Below are 19181 nucleotides of genomic sequence, written 5' to 3' on the forward strand. Positions count from 1 at the left end.
GCCTTGACGGGGGTCAAAGCGTCGTCCTGCAGGGCCCATGAAACATGATCCCTCCAGACTCGCAATGTCTCTTTGGAGGTAGGCCTGAGCCCCTTTGACACAGGTCAATCTTGTCGGGGAAAGCGGCGCGAGACCCGTTAAAGATGCATGAATTATACGCGTTATTGGGCCACTCTTCGTCGAGGAAGGTCATCGGCCGTGCAACGCAGGGTGGCCATCCGGCGAACGACAACAACGACTCGCCCATGTCCTGGCGACAGCGCACTCAAGGATCATGACAGAGGTGGAACGATGATGAAGAAAGACTGGTATCTCAAGCCCCTGGCAGTGGCGGTGACCACCGTCGCGCTGGGCATCGGCGCGGCTCAGGCACAGGATGGCCACAAGGGTGTCGACGAATCCCAGGGGGCCTATCAGGGCTCGCCTTCGACCGTCGATCCGCAGGCCGCCAAGGTGGTGCGTTCTCCCGGTGCCCCGGATCTCACCGACGCCGAGTTCCAGAAGGCCAAGCAGATCTACTTTCAGCGCTGCGCCGGCTGCCATGGCGTGCTGCGCAAGGGGGCGACAGGCAAGCCGCTGACCCCCGACATCACCCAGGAACGCGGCCTGGAGTACCTCAAGGCGTTTATCACCTACGGCTCCGCCGCCGGCATGCCCAACTGGGGCACCTCGGGCGATCTGACCGAGGATGAGGTCGAGCTGATGGCCAAGTACGTCATGCACGAGCCGCCGGTGCCGCCGGAGTTCGGCATGCCCAAGATGATGGAGACCTGGGAGGTGGCGGTCGCGCCGGAGGACCGCCCCACCGAGCAGATGAACGATCTTAACCTCGAGAACCTGTTCTCGGTTACCCTGCGTGACGCCGGCCAGGTGGCCCTGATCGACGGTGGCACCAAGGAGATCGTCAAGGTCCTCGACACCGGCTATGCGGTACACATCTCGCGCATGTCCGCCTCCGGTCGCTATATCTTCGTCATCGGCCGCGACGCCAAGATCGACATGATCGACCTGTGGATGGAAGAGCCGAGCATCGTGGCGACGCTCAAGATCGGCATGGAGGCGCGCTCCGTCGAGACCTCCAAGTACAAGGGTTATGAAGACCAGTATGCGATCGCCGGTGCCTACTGGCCGCCCCAGTACGTGATCATGGACGGCCAGACCCTGGAGCCGTTGAAGATCGTCAGCACCCGCGGGATGACGGTGGACGAGCAGGTATACCATCCCGAACCCCGGGTGGCGGCCATCGTCGGCTCCCACCAGCACCCCGAGTTCATCGTCAACATCAAGGAGACCGGCAAGGTCCAGCTGGTCAACTACGAGAACCTCAATGCCCTCTCCACCGTCGAGATCGACACCTCCCGCTTCCTGCACGACGGTGGCTGGGATGCCTCGGGCCGCTACTTCCTGACCGCGGCCAACGAGTCCAACCAGATCGTGGTCATCGATGCCAAGGAGCGTGAACTCGAGAAGATCATCGATGTGGGCAAGATCCCGCACCCGGGCCGTGGCGCCAACTTCGTCGATCCCGAGTTCGGTCCGGTGTGGGCGACGAGCCACCTCGGTGACAACACCATCTCGCTGATCGGCACCGACCCGGAAGGGCATGCCGACAATGCTTGGAAAGTAGTGCGCACCCTGGAGGGTCAGGGCGGTGGCTCGCTGTTCATCAAGACCCATCCGGCGTCCGAGAACCTCTACGTCGACACCGCGCTCAACCCCACCGAAGCGATCAGCCAGAGCGTGGCAGTCTTCGACATCAACGACCTGGAGGCCGGCTTCGAAGTGCTGCCGATCGCCGAGTGGGCCGATGTGGGCGAAGGTCCCAAGCGCGTGGTCCAACCCGAGTACAACCAGGCCGGCGACGAGGTGTGGTTCTCGGTGTGGAACACCATGGAAGACACCTCCGCGATCGTGGTCGTCGACGACGAGACCCGAGAGCTGAAGCATGTGATCAAGGATGAGCGCCTGGTCACCCCGACCGGCAAGTTCAACGTGCTCAACACCCAGAAAGACATCTACTGATCGGGAACCGGCGGCGGGCGCAAGCCCGCCGCCACCCGCCGCAAGTGAGCTGTGCCGATGCATTGCCGAGCCCCGTATTTTCAAGCCCAAGACCTCGATGCGCTGGACCGTCGCCTTATCGACAGCTACCAGCGTGGCCTGCCGGTCCGCACCCGCCCTTTCCACACCGTGGCCGAACGCCTGGGCACTTCCGAGGCCGAGGTGATCGCGCGGCTGGAGCGGCTGCAGTCGCTGGGCGTGCTCAGCCGCGTGGGGCCGGTCTTCGACCATTCTCGAGCCGGTGCCAGTCTGCTCGCCGCCGTGGCCGTGCCCGAGGCCGAACGCGATGCCTTCGCAGAGCTCATCAACGCCGCCCCCGGCGTCAACCACAACTATGCTCGTGAAGATCAGGCCCGTGAACACGGCTACAACCTCTGGTTCGTGATGACCGCGCCGGACGCGCCCGAGCTCGAGGCGCGGCTGGGGGCCCTGGAGGCGCGTCTGGGTGTGCCGCTCCTGCGCCTGCCGATGCTGGAGGGCTTCCATATCGACCTCTCCTTCCCCATTCCCTGGGCCGAACTGGAGCGTATATGAGCACCGTGACCCCGCTGTCCCTCGATACCGCCCGCGCGCCCGGCGAGCCGGATGCCCACCGCCGCCTGCGCGCCCTGCTGGAGCAGGGGCTGCCGCTCACCCCGCGGCCCTGGCAGGCCCTGGCCGAGCAGGCAGGCATGGCCGAGGAGGAGGTGATGGCCTGTGTGCGCCGCTGGCAGGCCGAGGGGCTGATCAAGCGTCTGGGCCTGGTGGTGCGTCATCGCCGCCTGGGGATCCAGGCCAATGCCATGGTGGTGTGGGACGTACCGGACGAGGGGGTCGCCCTGGTCGGGCGCCGGCTTGCCCGGGAGACCGCGGTCACACTCTGCTACCGACGGCCACGGCGCCTGCCCGACTGGCCCTACAATCTCTTCTGCATGATCCATGGCACCCGTCGCGAGCGGGTGCTGGCGGAGCTCGCGGCCATCGTCGAGCGTTTGGGCCTGGATGACCTGCAGCACCGGGTGCTGTTCAGTACCCACGCCTATCGTCAGTGCGGTGGCCGCTACGTGCGGGAGGGCGCAGCATGACCCTCGACGACCTGGACGCTACCGACCGTCACCTGATCAACCGCCTGCAGGACGGCCTGCCGCTGGTGGCGCGCCCCTATGCGGCGGTGGCCGAGGCGCTGGGTATCGCCGAGGACGACCTGCTCGGGCGCCTTTCGCGTCTGCGCGATGGCGGCGTGCTGAGCCGCTTTGGCCCCATGTACCACGCCGAGCGGCTGGGCGGTGGCCTGACTCTGGCGGCGCTGGCGGTGCCCGAGCCCGACTTTGATCGCGTCAGCGAGGTGGTGAACGCCTTCCCCGAGGTAGCCCACAACTACCGCCGCGAGCACGAACTCAACATGTGGTTCGTGCTGGCTACCGAGACCCCCGAGCGCATCGCCGAGACCATCGCCGGCATTGAGGCGGCCACCGGCCTGCCCGTCTTCAACATGCCCAAGGAGGAGGAGTTCCATGTCCGTCTCCACCTGCCCGTCTAGGTCGGCCCCGACAGGCGACGAGAAGAATCATGAGGCCCTTGACCGTGGGGTCCAGGGGCGCGACGCCGCCGACCGCGCCATCGTGCTGGCCACCCAGGCCGGCTTGCCGCTGGTGTCCGATCCCTGGGGCGCGGTGGGTCGCGAGGTGGGCATGAGCGGCGAGGCGGTGCTCGAGCGCATGCAGGCGATGCAGGCGAGCGGGGTGATCCGCCGGGTCGCCGCGGTGCCCAACCACTATCGGCTCGGCTACGTGGCCAACGGCATGACGGTGTGGGACGTGGACGACGCCCAGATCGCCCGCCTGGGCCGCGAAGTGGCCGCCATCGAGGGCGTCAGCCACTGCTATCGCCGCCCGCGGCACCTGCCCCACTGGCCCTACAACCTGTTCGCCATGCTCCACGGCCACAGCGTCGATGAGGTCGAGCGCCAGGCCGCGGTGCTGCGCGAGCACCTGGGCGAGGCGTGCCGTGACCATCGCATCCTCTACAGCTCGCGCATCCTCAAGAAGACCGGGCTGCGCCTGTCGCGCCGCACCGGGCAAGCGTAACCAAGGCAGGAGAACGCCATGTTCCGCGTCACCCGCTACATCAAGTCGCTGCTCGAGCCGGGCCCCATCCCTGCCGCTCGCAAGCCGCCCGGTCCGGTGGTGATCTGGAACCTGATCCGCCGCTGCAACCTGACCTGCAAGCACTGCTACACCACCTCGGCCGACATCGACTTCACTGGCGAGCTCTCCACCGCCGAGGCCCACGCCGTGCTCGACGACCTGCACGCCTTCCGGGTGCCGGCGCTGATCCTCTCCGGCGGCGAGCCGCTGATGCGCCCCGACATCTTCGAGCTTTCCCACCGCGCACGTGAGCTGGGTATCTACACCGGGCTCTCCACCAACGGCACCCTGATCACCGAGGAGAATATCGATCGGATCGCCGAGGTCGGCTACGACTACGTGGGCATCAGCATCGACGGCCTGGAGGCCACCCACGACGTCATCCGCCAGCGCCAGGGGGCGTTCCGCGAGTCGATGCACGCGGTGAAGCTTTGCAAGGCGCGCGGCATCAAGGTCGGCCTGCGCTTCACCCTGACCCGCGAGAATTACGAGCAGCTCGGCGACATCCTGGCGCTGATCGACGAACACGACGTCGACAAGTTCTACCTCTCGCACCTCAACTACGGCGGCCGCGGCCGACGCCACAGCAAGCAGGACGCCTGGCACCAGATGACCCGCGACGCCATGACCCGGCTCTTCGACCACTGCCGAGACGAGCTCGAGCGCGGGGTGGAGCGGGAGTATGTCACCGGCAACAACGACGCCGACGGCCCCTTCCTGCTGATGTGGGCCCGCCAGCACTTCCCCGAGCAGGCCGAGGCCCTGGAACGGCGCCTGCTCAACTGGGGCGGCAACGCCTCCGGCGAGCATATCGCCAACATCGACAACCTGGGCCACGTCCACCCCGACACCTTCTGGTGGGACCACGACCTGGGCAATGTACGCGAGCGACCCTTCTCCGCGATCTGGCGCGACACCCGGGACCCCTTGATGCTGGGTTTTCGCCAGAGACCGCGGCCGGTGAAGGGGCGCTGCGGTGAGTGCCACTACCTGCCGATCTGCAACGGCAATACTCGGGTGCGGGCCTGGAAGGTCTCCGGTGACCCCTGGGAAGAGGATCCCGGCTGCTACCTGACCAACGGCGAGATCGGGGTCGCCGACGCGGGCGAGCGCCGTATCTTTGCCCCCTATGTCTCCCCACCCCATGAGGCCATCCAGGCCGTCGAACTTCCGTAGGCTTGCGAGGAATTCCGCCATGCCGACACGTCGCGTTTCCTATGACCTCGCCGAGTCACCTCTGGCACCCGGCGAGGTGGCCATCGTCGGTGCCGGGCCCGGTGACCCGGGGCTGCTGACCCTGCGCGCCCTGTCGTTGCTCGAACAGGCCGACTGCCTGGTCTTCGATCGCCTGGTCTCCCGGGAGGTGCTGGCCCTGGCCAGCCCCCGGGCCCGGCGTTTCTACGTGGGCAAGGCCTCGCGCTGCCATGCCCTGACCCAGGACGAGACCAATGCCCTGCTGGTGCGTTTGGCCGAGGAGGGCAAGCGGGTGGTGCGGCTCAAGGGCGGCGACCCCTACATCTTCGGTCGCGGCGGCGAGGAGGCCGAGGTGCTGATCGGCCATGGCATCGATTTCCGGGTGGTGCCGGGCATCACCTCCGCCCAGGGCTGTGCCGCCTATGGTGGCTTCCCGCTGACCCATCGCGACTACGCCCAGAGCGTTACCTTCGTCACCGGTCACTGCAAGGGCGACGGCGACCTGGCCCTGGACTGGACCTCCCTGTCGGTGCCGCATCACACGGCGGTCTTCTACATGGGGCTGGCCAACGCCGAGCTGATCAGCCAGCAACTGCAGGACCACGGCCTGCCCGCGGACCATCCGGTGGCCCTGGTGGAGCGCGGTACCACCCCCGAGCAGCGCCAGGTGATCACTTGCCTGGGTGAGCTGGTCGAGACCATCGCGCGGGAAGGGCTGAAGCCGCCGACCCTGATCGTGGTCGGCGAGGTGGTGCGCCTGGCTAACATCCTGGCTCAGCCGGCCCCCAAGGAGGCGACCTTTGCCGAGGGCGAGACCCTGGAACTGGTGCGGGAGCGGATTGCCCTGTGAGATGCGTCGCTTCCCTCCAGACCGCCCTGAAGTCTTTCGCCGTGGCGCTGCTGGCCATGGCCATGGTACCCGCCATTGCCGACGACACCCGCGAGCTCTATCAGGCCCAGTGCGCGTCCTGCCATGGCGAGGAGCGCCTGGGCGGCATCGGCCCGGCGCTGCTGCCGGGCAACCTCTCGCGGCTAAAGCCGCAGGCCGCCGAGGCGGTGATCCGCGACGGGCGAGCGGCCAGCCAGATGCCGGCATTCGGCGCGCAGCTCGACGAGGCCGAGATCGCCTCGCTGGCCGAGTGGATCTACCGCGCGCCCGAGGTCGAACCCACCTGGGGACGCGATGAGATCCTCGCCAGCCAGGAGGTTACCCACCCGGATGGCAGCCTGCCCGACGAGCCCCGCTTCGATGCCGACCCGCTCAACCTGTTCATCGTGGTGGAGACCGGCGATCACCATGCCAGCCTGCTCGACGGCGATACCTTCGAGCGCATCCACCGCTTCGAGACCCGCTACGCCCTGCACGGCGGGCCCAAGTTCATCCCCGATGGGCGCCATGTCTTCTTCGGCTCCCGGGACGGCTGGATCACCAAGGTCGACCTCTACAACCTGGAGGTGGTGGCCGAGGTACGCGCCGGCATCAACATGCGCAACATCGCCGTCTCCGCCGATGGCCGCTACGTGATGGCCGCCAACTACCTGCCCCACAGCCTGGTGCTGTTCGACGCCCACAACCTCGACCTGATGAAGGTCTACCCGGCGGTGGGCGAGGATGGCGAGAGCTCGCGGGTCAGTGCCGTCTATGCCGCGCCGCCGCGGGGCAGCTTCATCGCCGCCCTCAAGGACATCGAGGAGGTGTGGGAGATTCCCTGGCCGCTGCCCACCGAGCCGGTGGTCGCCACCGGCCACATGGCGACGCCGCTGGATCAGCACCGCGGGCATGACACGCCCAACTTCCGGGTGCGGCGCATCCCGGTGCCTGACTACCTGGACGACTTCTTCTTCGATCTCGAATATGAACACGTCATCGGCGCCTCCCGAGGTGGGGAGAGTGATGGCCAGGGTGGCATGGTGATCAACCTGGATAGCGGCGCAAAGGTGGCCGACCTGCCGCTGGAGGGCATGCCGCACCTCGGCTCGGGCATCACCTGGGAGTACCAGGGTCGCCGGGTGATGGCCCTTCCCCATCTGGGCAAGGCGGCGGTATCGATCATCGACATGACGAACTGGGAAGTGATCAAAACCCTCGAGACCGACGGTCCCGGCTTCTTCATGCGCAGCCATGCCAATTCGCCCTACGCCTGGGTGGATGTCTTCTTCGGCCCCAACCGCGACCGGGTACACGTGATCGACAAGGCCACCCTGGAGATCGTCGAGACGCTGATCCCCGAACCCGGCCAGACCGCCGCCCACGTGGAGTTCGATCGCTATGGCGAGAAGCTGCTGCTGAGCCTCTGGGAGGACGACGGCGCGGTGATCGTCTATGACGCCGATACCCTGGAGGAAGAGCAGCGCATTCCCATGAGCAAGCCCTCCGGCAAGTACAATGTCTGGAACAAGACGCACTATGAGGAGGGCACCAGCCACTGAGGTATCATAAGAAGTATTCTTGATACTTGTCATGGAAGGCGCGCCGGGAGTGGGGCACAATGGCCATAACCAAGCGTTTTAGTCGGGTATGGCACCATGCAATCGAGCTCTTCCTCTTCCGTCCGCTCCTCCACGCTGTCGCGCCTGCCGGTGTCGCGCCTGGCCTTCCGGCCCTTCTTCCTGCTGGCCGCGCTGTTCAGCGTGCTCTCCATGGGGGTATGGTTCGCCTTCTGGCATGGCGATATCCTGCTGCGTCCCGTCGGTGGCCTGATGTTCTGGCACCAGCACGAGATGCTGTTCGGCTTCGCCGCCGCCGTGGTGGCGGGCTTTTTGCTCACCGCGGTGCAGAACTGGACCGGGCTGCCCAGCCTCAAGGGGGGGCGGCTGCTGGCGCTGGTCGGGCTCTGGCTGGCCGGGCGGGTGTTAATGGCCTTTCCCCTGGGCCTGCCGGCCTGGCTGCCGATGCTGGTCGACCTGGCCTTCCTGCCAGTGGTGGCGGGGGTCATGGCCATGCTGGTGATCGAGGCGAAGCGCTGGCGCAATCTGGTCTTCCTGCCGGCCCTGGCGCTGCTGACCCTGGCCAACCTGGCCATGCACCTGGGGGCGTTGACCGGCGACGCCGAGCTGATTCGCCAGGCCGCCTACCTGGCGGTGCTGCTGTTCACCCTGCTGATGGTGGTGGTGGGCGGCCGGGTGATCGCCATGTTTACCGCCAACCGCCTGGGGCTGACCCGTAAGCCACCGATCCCGGCCCTCGAAACCCTGAGCCTGGGCAGCGTCATGGCGGTGGTGCTGGGCCAGCTGCTGGTGGTGCTCGGCGTGGCGGTCCCCGGCGTCCTGCTGGCCGCGCTGATGGGCCTGGCCGCCCTGGCCAATGCTGTGCGGCTGTCGCGCTGGCGAGGCCTTCACAGCTGGCGCGAGCCGTTGCTCTGGGCACTGCATCTGAGCTACGCCTTCATTCCCGTGGGCCTGGCCATGTGGGCCTTGGCGCTGCTGGGGGCCTTTCGGGCCGAGTTGGCGGTACACGCCCTGACCATCGGCGGCATGGGCACCATGATGCTGGCGATGATGTCGCGGGTCTCGCTGGGCCATACCGCGCGCCCCATCCGCACCCTGCCGGGCATCGGCGTGGCCCTGGGGCTGATGGTGGCCGCGGCGCTGCTGCGCTCGCCGGTGCTGGCGCTCTTCCCGCAGATCACCCACTGGACCTACAACCTGGGCATCATCTTCTGGTGCCTGGCCTACGTCATCTTCCTGTTTCACTTTACGGGGCCGCTGCTCTCGGCGCGTCCCGACGGCAAGGATGGCTAGCCGGACGCCTCATGCCAGCGGCGCGCCGCAGGCGTCGCGCCTCGCACCGATGATTCCGCCGTTACCCGACGCAAGGAGGCAGACTTGCTGGAACACTATGTCCTGATCAAGCAGCTGCATGTCACGGCGGCCAGCCTGAGCATCCTGTTCTTCATGCTCCGGGCCTGGTGGTCGGTGAGGGAGATCCCCCTGCTGCAGCGTCGCTGGGTGAAGGTGCTGCCCCACCTCATCGATAGCACCTTGCTGGCGCTGGGCGTGACACTGATGGTGATGCTCTCGCTATGGCCCCACCAGCATCCCTGGCTGGCCGCCAAGCTGATCGCCCTGCTGGCCTACATCGGCCTGGGCACGGTGGCGATCAAGCGCGGCCGGACACCGCGGGCAAGAGCCATTACCGCCCTGGCGGCGGTACTCACCTTCGCCTACATGCTGGGCGCGGCGATCCGTCATAGCGCGCTTTCCTGGCTGGCCTGACGCAAGGGATGAGCGTGCTGGACCATGGCTGGCCTATACTGTCCCGGCCACTCTTGTTCAGAAGGACGATCTCATGTCGAAACAGGAACTTCCCGCCGGCGCCGGCCAGGTAGCCGAGCAGTATCCCGAGATCTGGGAAGCCTACGCTGAGTTGGGCCGGGCCTGTGCCGAGTCCGGCCCGCTGGACGCGCGCACGCGGCGCCTGGTCAAGCTGGCGCTGGCGGTGGGCGCGCGTTCCGAGGGTGCCGTGCACTCCCATGTACGGCGTGGCCTGGAGGAGGGCGAGTCCGCCGCGGCGCTCAAGCAGGTAGCCATGCTGGCCATTCCCACCCTGGGCCTGCCCAGCGGCGTCGCGGCGTTGACCTGGATCGAGGACATTACCGAGTCCTGACCCCCGGTAGGCCCGGGAGCGGCTGGGACAAGCGTTTAATCGCCGGTTGGCGACGAGGCTCCCGGGTCTGTTAGTTTCGAGGCTGCTGCATCAGCACTACTCGACCTAACAGAATCTGGAGTCTTTTCATGCGGTACAACAACAAGACACTGCTGTCCCTTTCTGCCGCTGCTCTCTGCGTCGGTATGATCTCCTCTGCCTCGGCGGCCACCCTGGACGAGGTGAAGGAGCGGGGCGAGCTGCGCTGTGGCGTCAACGTCGGCCTCTCCGGCTTCTCCTCGCCCGATCAGGATGGGACCTGGCAGGGGCTGGACGTGGAGACCTGCCGCGGCATCGCCGCCGCCATCTTCGATGACCCCGAGGCGGTCTCCTTCACGCCGCTGACCGCCAAGGAACGCTTCACCGCCCTGCAATCCGGCGAGATCGACGTCCTCTCGCGCAATACCACCTGGACGGCGACTCGAGATAACTCGCTGGGTCTGAACTTCACCGCCACCACCTTCTACGACGGTCAGGGCTTCATGGTGGCCAAGGACCTGGGTATCGAGGGGCCTGAGCAGTTCGACGGCGCCTCGATCTGCATCCAGTCCGGCACCACCCACGAGCTCAACCTGGCCGACTACTTTCCCTCCCGCGGCATCGATATCCAGACGGTCACCTTCGACACCCCCGACCAGACCGCCCAGGGCTTCGCCAGCGGCCGCTGTGACATCCTGACCTCCGACACCTCCCAGCTCAGCGCCCTGCGCCTGCAGCTGCCGGAGCCGGGCAGCGTCGAGATCCTCGAGACGCTGATCTCCAAGGAGCCGCTCGGGCCCGTGGTCCGCCAGGGCGATGACCAGTGGCTGGACATCGTCAAGTGGTCGGTCTTTGCCATGGTCAATGCCGAGGAGCTCGGGGTGAACAGCGACAACGTCGACGAGATGAAGGCCGACCCGCCCAATCCTCAGGTGGCGCGCCTGCTGGGCGTGGATGGCGATTATGGCGAGCAGCTAGGGCTCGCGAACGACTGGGCCTATCAGCTGATCGCCCACGTCGGCAACTACGGCGAGGTATTCGCCAGCACCGTGGGCGAGGACTCCCCCATGCAGATCAGCCGCGGCGTGAATGCGCTGTGGAACGAGGGCGGCATCCTCTACGCACCGCCGGTCCGCTGACCCACCCTGATCGTCCAATGACCGGGCACCACGCATGGCAACATGCGTGGTGCCGTTTCGGGTACGTCTGCGAGGCTCGATATGCTGCGTTCTTCCTCACGGGAGCGGGGGCCGCTATGGCGTGATCCCACCTTCCGCGCCCTGCTGGTGCAGGGCATCCTGCTGCTGGCGCTGGGGGCGTTCATCGCCATGGTGGTGTCGAACACCATGGCCAACCTCGAGGCCCGGGGCATCTCCACCGGCTTCGGCTTTCTCCAGGACCGGGCCGGCTTCTCCATCCCCCAGACCCTGATCGACTATTCCGGCGACAGCACCTATGCCCGCACCTTCGTGGTGGGGCTGCTCAATACCTTGCTGGTCTCCGCCATGGGCATCGTGGCGGCGACCCTGATCGGCTTCGCCGTGGGCATCGCCCGACTGTCGCCCAATTGGCTGCTGGCCCGGCTGGCCACCGCCTATGTGGAGATCTTCCGCAACATCCCGCTGCTGGTGCAGATCCTGTTCTGGTACTTCGCCGTGCTGCAGGCCCTGCCCAGCCCACAGAACAGTCATTCGCTGTTCGAGGTGATCTTCCTCAACGTGCGCGGCCTGGTGCTGCCCGACCCCCAGCCGCTGGCCGGATTCGCCGCCACCCCCTGGGCACTGCTGGTCGCGGTGATCGCCACCTGGTGGCTGGCGCGTCACGCCAAGCAACGCCAGGCGAAGACCGGCCGGCCGCTACCGGTGTTCAAGCTGGGCGCCCTGCTGTTGATCGGCCTGCCGTCGGTGGTCTTCGTCGCCACCGGCATGCCGCTGGAGTGGTCCCTCCCGGCGTTCAAGGGCTTCAACTTCCAGGGTGGCGTGACGGTGCTCCCCGAGCTGATCGCCCTGTGGCTGGCGCTCTCCATCTACACCGCCTCCTTCATCGCCGAGATCGTGCGCTCGGGCATCCAGTCGGTGCCCCAGGGGCAGGTGGAAGCGGCCCAGGCGCTGAGCCTGCCCGGCGGCATCATCCTGCGCAAGGTGGTGATTCCCCAGGCGATGCGGGTGATCGTGCCGCAGCTGACCAGCCAGCACCTCAACCTGATCAAGAACTCCTCGCTGGCCACGGCGATCGGCTATCCGGACCTGGTGGCGGTGTTCTCCGGCACGGCGCTGAACGTGACGGGTCAGGCCATCGAGATCGTCGCCATGACCATGGCCGTCTACCTGCTGATCAACCTGATAGTGTCCGCGCTGATGAACCTCTACAACGCGCGCACGCTGCTCAAGGAGCGCTGAGATGGTGGATACCACGACCGTGACCGAGATGGTCGCCGAGCGCCGGCCGCCCGACCTGCGCCGTGGCCTGCTCGGCTGGCTGCAGGCCAACCTCTTCAATACCCTGCTCAACGGAGCGGTGACCCTGGTGACCGTGGCGCTGCTGGCCATGGTGCTCTGGCCCGTCTTGCAGTGGGCGGTGTTCCAGGCCGACTGGCTCGGCAACTCCCGCGAGGCGTGCAGTGGCGAGGGAGCCTGCTGGGTTTTCATCAGCGCGCGCTTCGAGTCGATCGTCTACGGCTTCTACCCGGGTGCCGAGCGCTGGCGGGTGGACCTGGTCTTCGCCGCGCTGGCGATCCTGATCGCCTGGCTGGCCATCCCGCGCCTGCCCGCCAAGCGCTGGGTGGGTCTGTTCGCCATGGTCGCCTTTCCCGTCATCGCCTTCTTCCTGCTGGTAGGGGGTGTGTTTGGCCTGGAACAAGTGCCAACCGGCAACTGGGGCGGCGTGATGCTGACCCTGACCATCGCCACGGTGGGCATCGTCGGTTCGCTGCCCATCGGTATCGTGCTGGCGCTGGGGCGGCGTTCGCAGATGCCGCTGGTGCGCGGCTTCTGTGTGGTGTTCATCGAGTTCTGGCGCGGCGTGCCGCTGATCACCGTGCTGTTCATGGCCTCGGTAATGCTGCCGCTGTTCGTGCCTTCTCAGGTCGAGTTCGACAAGCTGCTGCGTGCCCTGGTGGGCATCATGTTCTTCTGGAGCGCCTACATGGCCGAGGTGGTGCGTGGCGGGTTGCAGGCCATCCCCAGCGGGCAGGAAGAGGCGGCCAAGGCGATGGGCATGGGCTATTGGCAACGCATGGGGCTGATCGTGCTGCCCCAGGCGCTCAAGCTGGTCATCCCCGGCATCGTCAATACCTTCATTGCGCTGTTCAAGGACACCTCGCTGGTGCTGATCATCGGGCTCTTCGACCTGCTGGCGATCATTCGCTCGGGGCTGACCGACAGCGACTGGCTGGGTTTTGCTACCGAGGGTTATGTCTTCGCCGCGCTGGTGTTCTGGGTGTTCTGCTTCAGCATGTCGCGCTACAGCCAGCACATCGAGCGGCGCCTGCACACCGGCCACCGCAACTGACAACCACGAACGGGATCTTCTCATGAACCAGGCAAACGCCGCCCGGGCCGACTCGCCGATGATCGAGATCGCTGGGCTCAACAAGTGGTACGGCGACTTCCACGTGCTGCGCGACATCGACCTGACGGTCGCACGGGGCGAGCGCATCGTCATCTGCGGCCCCTCGGGGTCGGGCAAATCGACGCTGATCCGCTGCATCAACCATCTCGAGGAACACCAGGAAGGGCGCATCGTGGTCAATGGCATGCCCATGACCCGGGACGTCAAGCGCATCGAGCAGATCCGCCGCAACGTCGGCATGGTGTTCCAGCACTTCAACCTCTTTCCCCACCTGAGCGTGCTGGAAAACTGCTGTATCTCCCAGACCTGGGTGCAGAAGAAACCGCGTACCGAGGCCGAGCGCACGGCCATGGAGATTCTCGAACGGGTACAGATCGCCGACCAGGCCCTCAAGTACCCGGGCCAGCTCTCCGGCGGCCAGCAGCAGCGGGTGGCCATCGCCCGGGCGCTGTGCATGCAGCCGGAGGTGATGCTCTTCGACGAGCCGACTTCGGCGCTGGACCCCGAGATGATCAAGGAGGTGCTCGACGTCATGGTCGAGCTGGCCCGCGACGGCATGACCATGCTCTGCGTCACCCACGAGATGGGCTTCGCCAAGACCGTGGCCGATCGGGTCATCTTCATGGATCAGGGGCAGATCATCGAGCAGGCCCCCCCCGAGACCTTCTTCAACCACCCCAAGTCCGAGCGCACCCAGCTGTTCCTCAGCCAGATCCTCGGCCACTGAGCCCCTCCCGGGCGGCATCATGTCGGCTGTCGCCCGCCTTCCTTCCCCGGAAATTGACCGGTGTCAAAGTCTCACCCCGTGCTCTGCTGCTACGCTTAACATGTATCTGCGATACATCTTAAAAGGAACGCAGGGCTGCATGCCGTGAACGGCGGCGGCACTGCCACACGAGCAAGGGGGTATGGTCCATGGCCGACGGTCTCACCAAGTCGGCGGCCCGCAACATCTTCTACGGCGGGTCGCTGTTCTTCTTTCTGCTGTTTGCCGCGCTGACGGCGCACAGCCACTGGTACATGGTCAACACGTCCACCGACAGCGCAGGGCTCACCGAGTCCGTCAAGCTCGGCAAGGAGGTGTGGGAAAAGAACATGTGCATCAACTGCCACACCATCCTGGGTGAGGGGGCCTACTTCGCGCCGGAGCTGGGCAATGTCTGGGAACGCTACGGCGGGCACAAGAACCCGGAGGCGGCCCGCGCGGGGCTTGCCGCGTGGATCCGCGCCCAACCGCTGGGCGCCCAGGGGCGCCGCCAGATGCCGGCCTTCGACCTCAGCGAGGAAGAGATGCAGTCGCTGATCGACTTCCTGGAGTGGACTGACGGTATCAATACTCAGGACTGGCCGCCGACCCCCGCCGGCTGAGCCGCTGGACCGCGGATGAATCAAGGAGAACGACACCGATGAAATACGAAACCCAGAAGGTGGCGCTGCCATTCTTCATGGTGGCCATGGCGCTCTTTGCCCTGCAGATCGTCTTCGGGCTGCTGGCCGCCAGCGTCTATGCCTGGCCCAACTTCATGTCCGAGCTGATGCCCTTCAACATCATGCGCGTCAGCCACACCAACCTGCTGATCGTCTGGTTGCTGATTGGCTTCATGGGTGCCACCTACTACCTGATGCCGGAAGAGGCCGAGCAGGAGATCCATAGCCCCACCATCGCCTACATCCAGCTGGCGATCTTCGCCTTTGCCGGGGCCGCGGCACTGGTCGGCTACCAGTTAGGGATCCACGAGGGGCGCGAGTTCCTGGAGCAGCCGTTCTGGGTCAAGGTGCTGATCACCATCTCCTTCCTGATGTTCTTGTTCAACACCAGCATGACCCTGCTCAAGGGCCGCCGGACCGCCATCAACCTGGTGCTGATGCTGGGCCTGTGGCTGGCCGCGGTGTTCTGGCTGTTCGCCTTCTACAACCCCTCCAACCTCGCCGTGGACAAGCTCTACTGGTGGTGGGTGGTGCACCTCTGGGTCGAGGGCGTGTGGGAGCTGATCATGGCGGCGCTGCTGGGCTACCTGCTGATCAAGATGACCGGCGTCGACCGCGAGGTGATCGAGAAGTGGCTCTATATCATCGTCGGCCTGTCGCTGTTTTCGGGCCTGTTGGGTACCGGCCACCACTATTACTGGATCGGCGCGCCGAGCTACTGGCAGCCCATCGGCAGCATCTTCTCGACCCTGGAGGTGATCCCCTTCTTCGCCATGGTGGTGTTCGCCTTCACCATGTTCTGGAAGGGCAGCCGTAACCATCCCAACAAGGCCGCCATGCTGTGGGCCCTGGGTTGCCCGGCCGTGGCCTTCTTCGGCGCGGGTGTATGGGGCTTCATGCACACCCTGTCGTGGGTCAACTACTACAGCCACGGCACTCAGGTCACCGCCGCCCACGGCCACCTGGCCTTCTACGGGGCCTACGTGATGCTGATGCTCGGCGTGATCACCTTCGCCATGCCGCAGCTGCGCCGCGTCCAGCCCTACAACCAGGTGCTGAACATGTGGGGCTTCTGGGTCATGACCGGTGCCATGTGTTTCATGACCTTCACGCTGACCTTCGCCGGTGTCGTCCAGACCCATCTGCAGCGCGTGCTGGGCATGAACTACATGGAGGTGCAGGACCAGCTCGGCCTCTTCTATATGATGCGTCTGGGCGCCGGTATCGCGGTGGCCGTGGGAGCGGTGATGCTGCTCTACGCCTTCTTCGGCCCGGCCCGCGAGCAGGTGCCGGCTGGTGGCACCCAGCTGACCGCAGGCCCCGAGCGCGCCTGACCACCCGAGGGCCCCGCTCGGGGCCCTCTTTCGTTCGGTTCTTCGTAAATCACCCTGACAGGAGTGATCTTCATGCCCCTTTCTTCCGTGGCCGCCAACGCCAGCGAGCAAGAGATTCCCTATTACCAGAGCGTGGGCAACGAGTGCGCGATGTTCGAGCAGGCGTTCCAGCAGCGCCTGCCGCTGCTGCTCAAGGGGCCGACCGGCTGCGGCAAGACCCGCTTCGTCAGTCATATGGCGGCGAAGCTCGGCAAGCCGCTGTTCACCGTCTCCTGCCACGATGACCTGACCGCCGCCGACCTGACAGGGCGCTACCTGCTGCAGGGCGGCGAGACCCGCTGGGTCGACGGCCCCCTGACCCGTGCGGTGCGCGAGGGCGGCATCTGTTACCTCGACGAGGTGGTGGAGGCGCGCAAGGACGTCACCGTGGTGATGCACCCCCTCACCGACGACCGGCGGCTACTGCCGCTGGAGCGCACCGGCGAGCTGCTCGAGGCGCCGGACGACTTCATGCTGGTGGTCTCCTACAATCCCGGCTACCAGCACATCCTCAAGTCCCTGAAACCGAGCACCCGCCAGCGCTTCGTGGCGATGTCCTTCGACTTCCCGCCGCCGGCGGTAGAGCGCGACATCGTCGCCCGGGAGAGCGGCCTGCCAGCCGACCAGTGCGCCGCCTTGGTCAACCTGGCGGCCAGCCTGCGCGCCATGAAGGGCCAGGACCTGGAGGAGGGCGTTTCTACCCGCTTGCTGGTCTACTGCGCGACCCTGATCGGCGCCGGCATGCCGATCCTCGATGCCGCCCGCGCCACCCTGGTGGAGCCGCTCTCGGACGATGCGGACGTCCAGGAGGGGCTGATGGAAGCCATTCAGGCCACCTTTGGTTGAGATCTGATCATGCTGGACTTTCTTGAGGTCGAGGAGACCGTCGGCCGCTTCTGGCACCGCTGGGCCTCCGGCGCGGCGAGCTATCCGGACCACCCCGAGGCGGCGGTGGCCCTCGAGAGCCTGCGCCCCATGCTCGGCGTCTTCTTTCGTGCCGGCGGCGGCGAGGCCGGCCTCGAGGTGGCCGCCATCGCCCGGCGTGGTTCCGCCCACCGGCTGAGCCTTCGCCAGCGCCTGGGCCTCGACGAGGAGGACCTCGACCAGGCTCGCCGCGACGAGGAGCACCTGCTGCTGCCGCCGCGCCTGGCGCTCTTCCCCGAGGCCGCCCTCAACCGCGACCTCTACCTGTGGCTCACCGCCTTCCTGGCCGAGGCCCGGCCGGTGACGCTTCCCGCGGACCCGCTGCAGGCCGATCTGGCGCGCCTGCGCGAGGCACGCCGCACCGCACGGGCCGCCCTGGCCCGCTTCCCGGGACTGACGGATCGCTACGTGCGCCTGTGCGGCGAGTTGCTCGCCATTCGCCCGCAGCGCAAGCGGCTGCCGCCCATGGAGGCGGCCCTGGAGGCGGTACTCTGCGCTGAGCTGGGTGCCCCCGACCCCGACGAGGCCTGGGCCGCGGCCATGCAACGCGCTATCCGCGAGTCGGACGTTTCGCTCGCGGCATTTCGCGCCCCGCGCGGCTATCGCCCACCGTTGCCGGTGCCGCTATGGGGCCAGGCCGTGACCCTCGGCACCCGCGACGGAGCCCGCGAAGCCACCGTCGACGACGATGAAGACATGGCGCCTGCCGGTGACTCCCCCGAGGATGACCAGGGCAAGCGCAAGGCCGACCGCCGCGAGCAGGACCAGGCCGACCGCGACGACCCGCTGATGCTCAACAACATGGAGAAGATGCTCTCCTGGGCTGAGATGGTGAACCTCAACCGCCTCGTGGACGACGATGAAGAGGAAGAGGCCAAGAAGGCCGCCGACCAGATCGACGAGATCGTGCTGACGCCCAACCGCAAGAAGGCGGCCACCCGACTCAAGCTCGACCTCGACCTGGCCCCGGATGAGGTCGCTGGTGGTCGGCTGACGGGGCGTCATACCTATCCCGAGTGGAATCACCGCAAGCAGGCCTACCTGCCCGATCACTGCGTGGTGCTCAGCGACGTGCAGAGCGAGGAGGGGGAAAACTGGACCCCCGACGAGGCGACGCGTCGGCGCATCCGCCGGGTGCGCCGCGAGTTCGAGGCCCTGCGACCGCGGCGCGAGCTCCTGCGTGGCCAGCTGGACGGCAGCGAGCTCGACATGGACGCGGTGATCCGCGCCCGCTGCGACCTGGCCGCCACCGGCGAGTCCAGCGACCGGCTCTACGTGGACACCCGCACCCAGGCCCGCGACCTGGCGGTATCGATCCTGGTGGACGTCTCGCTCTCCACCGAGGCCTGGCTGCAGGATCGCCGAGTGCTGGACGTGGCCAAGGAGGCGCTGCTGGTGCTGGGTCATGGCCTGGCCGGCTGCGGCGATGATTATTCGATCCACAGCTTCACCTCCCAGCGCCGCCACAAGGTGTGGGTCAAGACCCTCAAGGCCTTCGATGAACCCATGGGCGAGCGGGTCTCGCGGCGTATCGCCGCGCTCAAGCCGGGCAGCTATACCCGCATGGGGCCGGCGATCCGGCACCTGACAGGGCAGCTGGCCGAGCGACCCAATCGCCATCGTCTGCTGCTGCTGCTGACCGACGGCAAGCCCAACGACAACGACTACTACGAAGGGCGCTACGGTATCGAGGACACCCGCAAGGCGGTGCTCGAGGCACGCCGCCAGGAGGTGAAAGTGTTCGGGGTGACCATCGACCGCGAAGCGGGGCAGTATATCCCCCACCTGTTCGGCCGCGGCGGCTATGCCATCGTGCAGCGTCCCGAACACCTCTCCCTGGCGCTGCCGGGCATCTACCGCCAGATCATCGCCAGCTGAACC

The 19181-nt window shown here is 66.6% G+C and carries 19 protein-coding genes; all 19 read left to right on the forward strand.

Annotated elements, in window-relative coordinates:
* Positions 1-291 precede the first annotated feature (291 nt).
* The 19 genes from OP497_RS04960 to OP497_RS05050 all read left to right on the forward strand — a co-directional run bounded on the left by OP497_RS04960 (position 292) and on the right by OP497_RS05050 (position 19178).
* Positions 292-2022: a nitrite reductase gene (locus tag OP497_RS04960; protein WP_280546938.1), complete on the forward strand. Its 1731-nt coding sequence runs from the start codon at positions 292-294 to the stop codon at positions 2020-2022.
* A gap of 57 nt (positions 2023-2079) precedes the next feature.
* Positions 2080-2595 carry an Lrp/AsnC family transcriptional regulator gene (locus OP497_RS04965; protein WP_280546939.1) on the forward strand — a complete coding sequence of 172 codons (516 nt, stop codon included), beginning with the start codon at positions 2080-2082 and terminating at the stop codon, positions 2593-2595.
* Positions 2592-3125, forward strand: coding sequence for an AsnC family protein (locus OP497_RS04970; protein ID WP_280546940.1), 534 nt, complete (start codon positions 2592-2594; stop codon positions 3123-3125). Before OP497_RS04965 ends, OP497_RS04970 begins: the two co-directional genes overlap by 4 nt.
* Positions 3122-3580, forward strand: coding sequence for an AsnC family transcriptional regulator (locus OP497_RS04975; RefSeq protein WP_280546941.1), 459 nt, complete (start codon positions 3122-3124; stop codon positions 3578-3580). Before OP497_RS04970 ends, OP497_RS04975 begins: the two co-directional genes overlap by 4 nt.
* Positions 3555-4127: an Lrp/AsnC family transcriptional regulator gene (locus tag OP497_RS04980; RefSeq protein ID WP_280546942.1), complete on the forward strand. Its 573-nt coding sequence runs from the start codon at positions 3555-3557 to the stop codon at positions 4125-4127. The genes OP497_RS04975 and OP497_RS04980 overlap by 26 nt, the downstream gene beginning before the upstream one ends.
* Before the next feature lie 18 nt (positions 4128-4145).
* Positions 4146-5363 carry a heme d1 biosynthesis radical SAM protein NirJ gene (gene nirJ / locus OP497_RS04985; protein WP_280546943.1) on the forward strand — a complete coding sequence of 406 codons (1218 nt, stop codon included), beginning with the start codon at positions 4146-4148 and terminating at the stop codon, positions 5361-5363.
* Positions 5364-5382: 19 nt separating this feature from the next.
* Positions 5383-6231: a uroporphyrinogen-III C-methyltransferase gene (gene cobA, locus OP497_RS04990; RefSeq protein WP_280546944.1), complete on the forward strand. Its 849-nt coding sequence runs from the start codon at positions 5383-5385 to the stop codon at positions 6229-6231.
* Positions 6228-7811 (forward strand): nitrite reductase, encoded by a 1584-nt coding sequence (locus OP497_RS04995; RefSeq protein WP_280546945.1) that lies wholly within the window; start codon positions 6228-6230, stop codon positions 7809-7811. The genes cobA and OP497_RS04995 overlap by 4 nt, the downstream gene beginning before the upstream one ends.
* Before the next feature lie 96 nt (positions 7812-7907).
* Positions 7908-9122, forward strand: coding sequence for an NnrS family protein (locus OP497_RS05000; protein ID WP_280546946.1), 1215 nt, complete (start codon positions 7908-7910; stop codon positions 9120-9122).
* Positions 9123-9209: 87 nt separating this feature from the next.
* The gene (locus OP497_RS05005; protein WP_280547040.1) at positions 9210-9596 is read left to right on the forward strand and encodes a SirB2 family protein; all 387 of its coding nucleotides are present in this window, start codon (positions 9210-9212) and stop codon (positions 9594-9596) included.
* A gap of 73 nt (positions 9597-9669) precedes the next feature.
* Positions 9670-9987: a carboxymuconolactone decarboxylase family protein gene (locus OP497_RS05010; protein ID WP_133481633.1), complete on the forward strand. Its 318-nt coding sequence runs from the start codon at positions 9670-9672 to the stop codon at positions 9985-9987.
* A gap of 128 nt (positions 9988-10115) precedes the next feature.
* The gene (locus OP497_RS05015) at positions 10116-11144 is read left to right on the forward strand and encodes an amino acid ABC transporter substrate-binding protein (RefSeq protein ID WP_133481635.1); all 1029 of its coding nucleotides are present in this window, start codon (positions 10116-10118) and stop codon (positions 11142-11144) included.
* Between the two features lie 81 nt (positions 11145-11225).
* A complete protein-coding gene (locus OP497_RS05020) occupies positions 11226-12404 on the forward strand; it encodes an amino acid ABC transporter permease (protein ID WP_280546948.1) in 1179 nt (392 codons plus the stop codon).
* A gap of 28 nt (positions 12405-12432) precedes the next feature.
* Positions 12433-13515, forward strand: coding sequence for an amino acid ABC transporter permease (locus tag OP497_RS05025; protein ID WP_133481942.1), 1083 nt, complete (start codon positions 12433-12435; stop codon positions 13513-13515).
* Between the two features lie 22 nt (positions 13516-13537).
* Positions 13538-14302 carry an amino acid ABC transporter ATP-binding protein gene (locus tag OP497_RS05030; RefSeq protein ID WP_280546949.1) on the forward strand — a complete coding sequence of 255 codons (765 nt, stop codon included), beginning with the start codon at positions 13538-13540 and terminating at the stop codon, positions 14300-14302.
* Between the two features lie 188 nt (positions 14303-14490).
* Entirely contained in the window at positions 14491-14943 is a 453-nt protein-coding gene (locus OP497_RS05035; protein ID WP_280546950.1) for a cytochrome c, read from the forward strand.
* A gap of 38 nt (positions 14944-14981) precedes the next feature.
* Positions 14982-16337 (forward strand): cbb3-type cytochrome c oxidase subunit I, encoded by a 1356-nt coding sequence (locus tag OP497_RS05040; RefSeq protein WP_280546951.1) that lies wholly within the window; start codon positions 14982-14984, stop codon positions 16335-16337.
* A gap of 72 nt (positions 16338-16409) precedes the next feature.
* Positions 16410-17222, forward strand: coding sequence for a CbbQ/NirQ/NorQ/GpvN family protein (locus tag OP497_RS05045; RefSeq protein WP_280546952.1), 813 nt, complete (start codon positions 16410-16412; stop codon positions 17220-17222).
* A 9-nt stretch (positions 17223-17231) separates the two neighbouring features.
* Complete coding sequence (locus OP497_RS05050) at positions 17232-19178, forward strand: VWA domain-containing protein (RefSeq protein ID WP_280546953.1); 1947 nt, start codon at positions 17232-17234, stop codon at positions 19176-19178.
* Positions 19179-19181: the final 3 nt, after the last annotated feature.

It is taken from the genome of Halomonas sp. 11-S5 (genome assembly GCF_029889825.1).
Lineage (GTDB): Bacteria > Pseudomonadota > Gammaproteobacteria > Pseudomonadales > Halomonadaceae > Halomonas.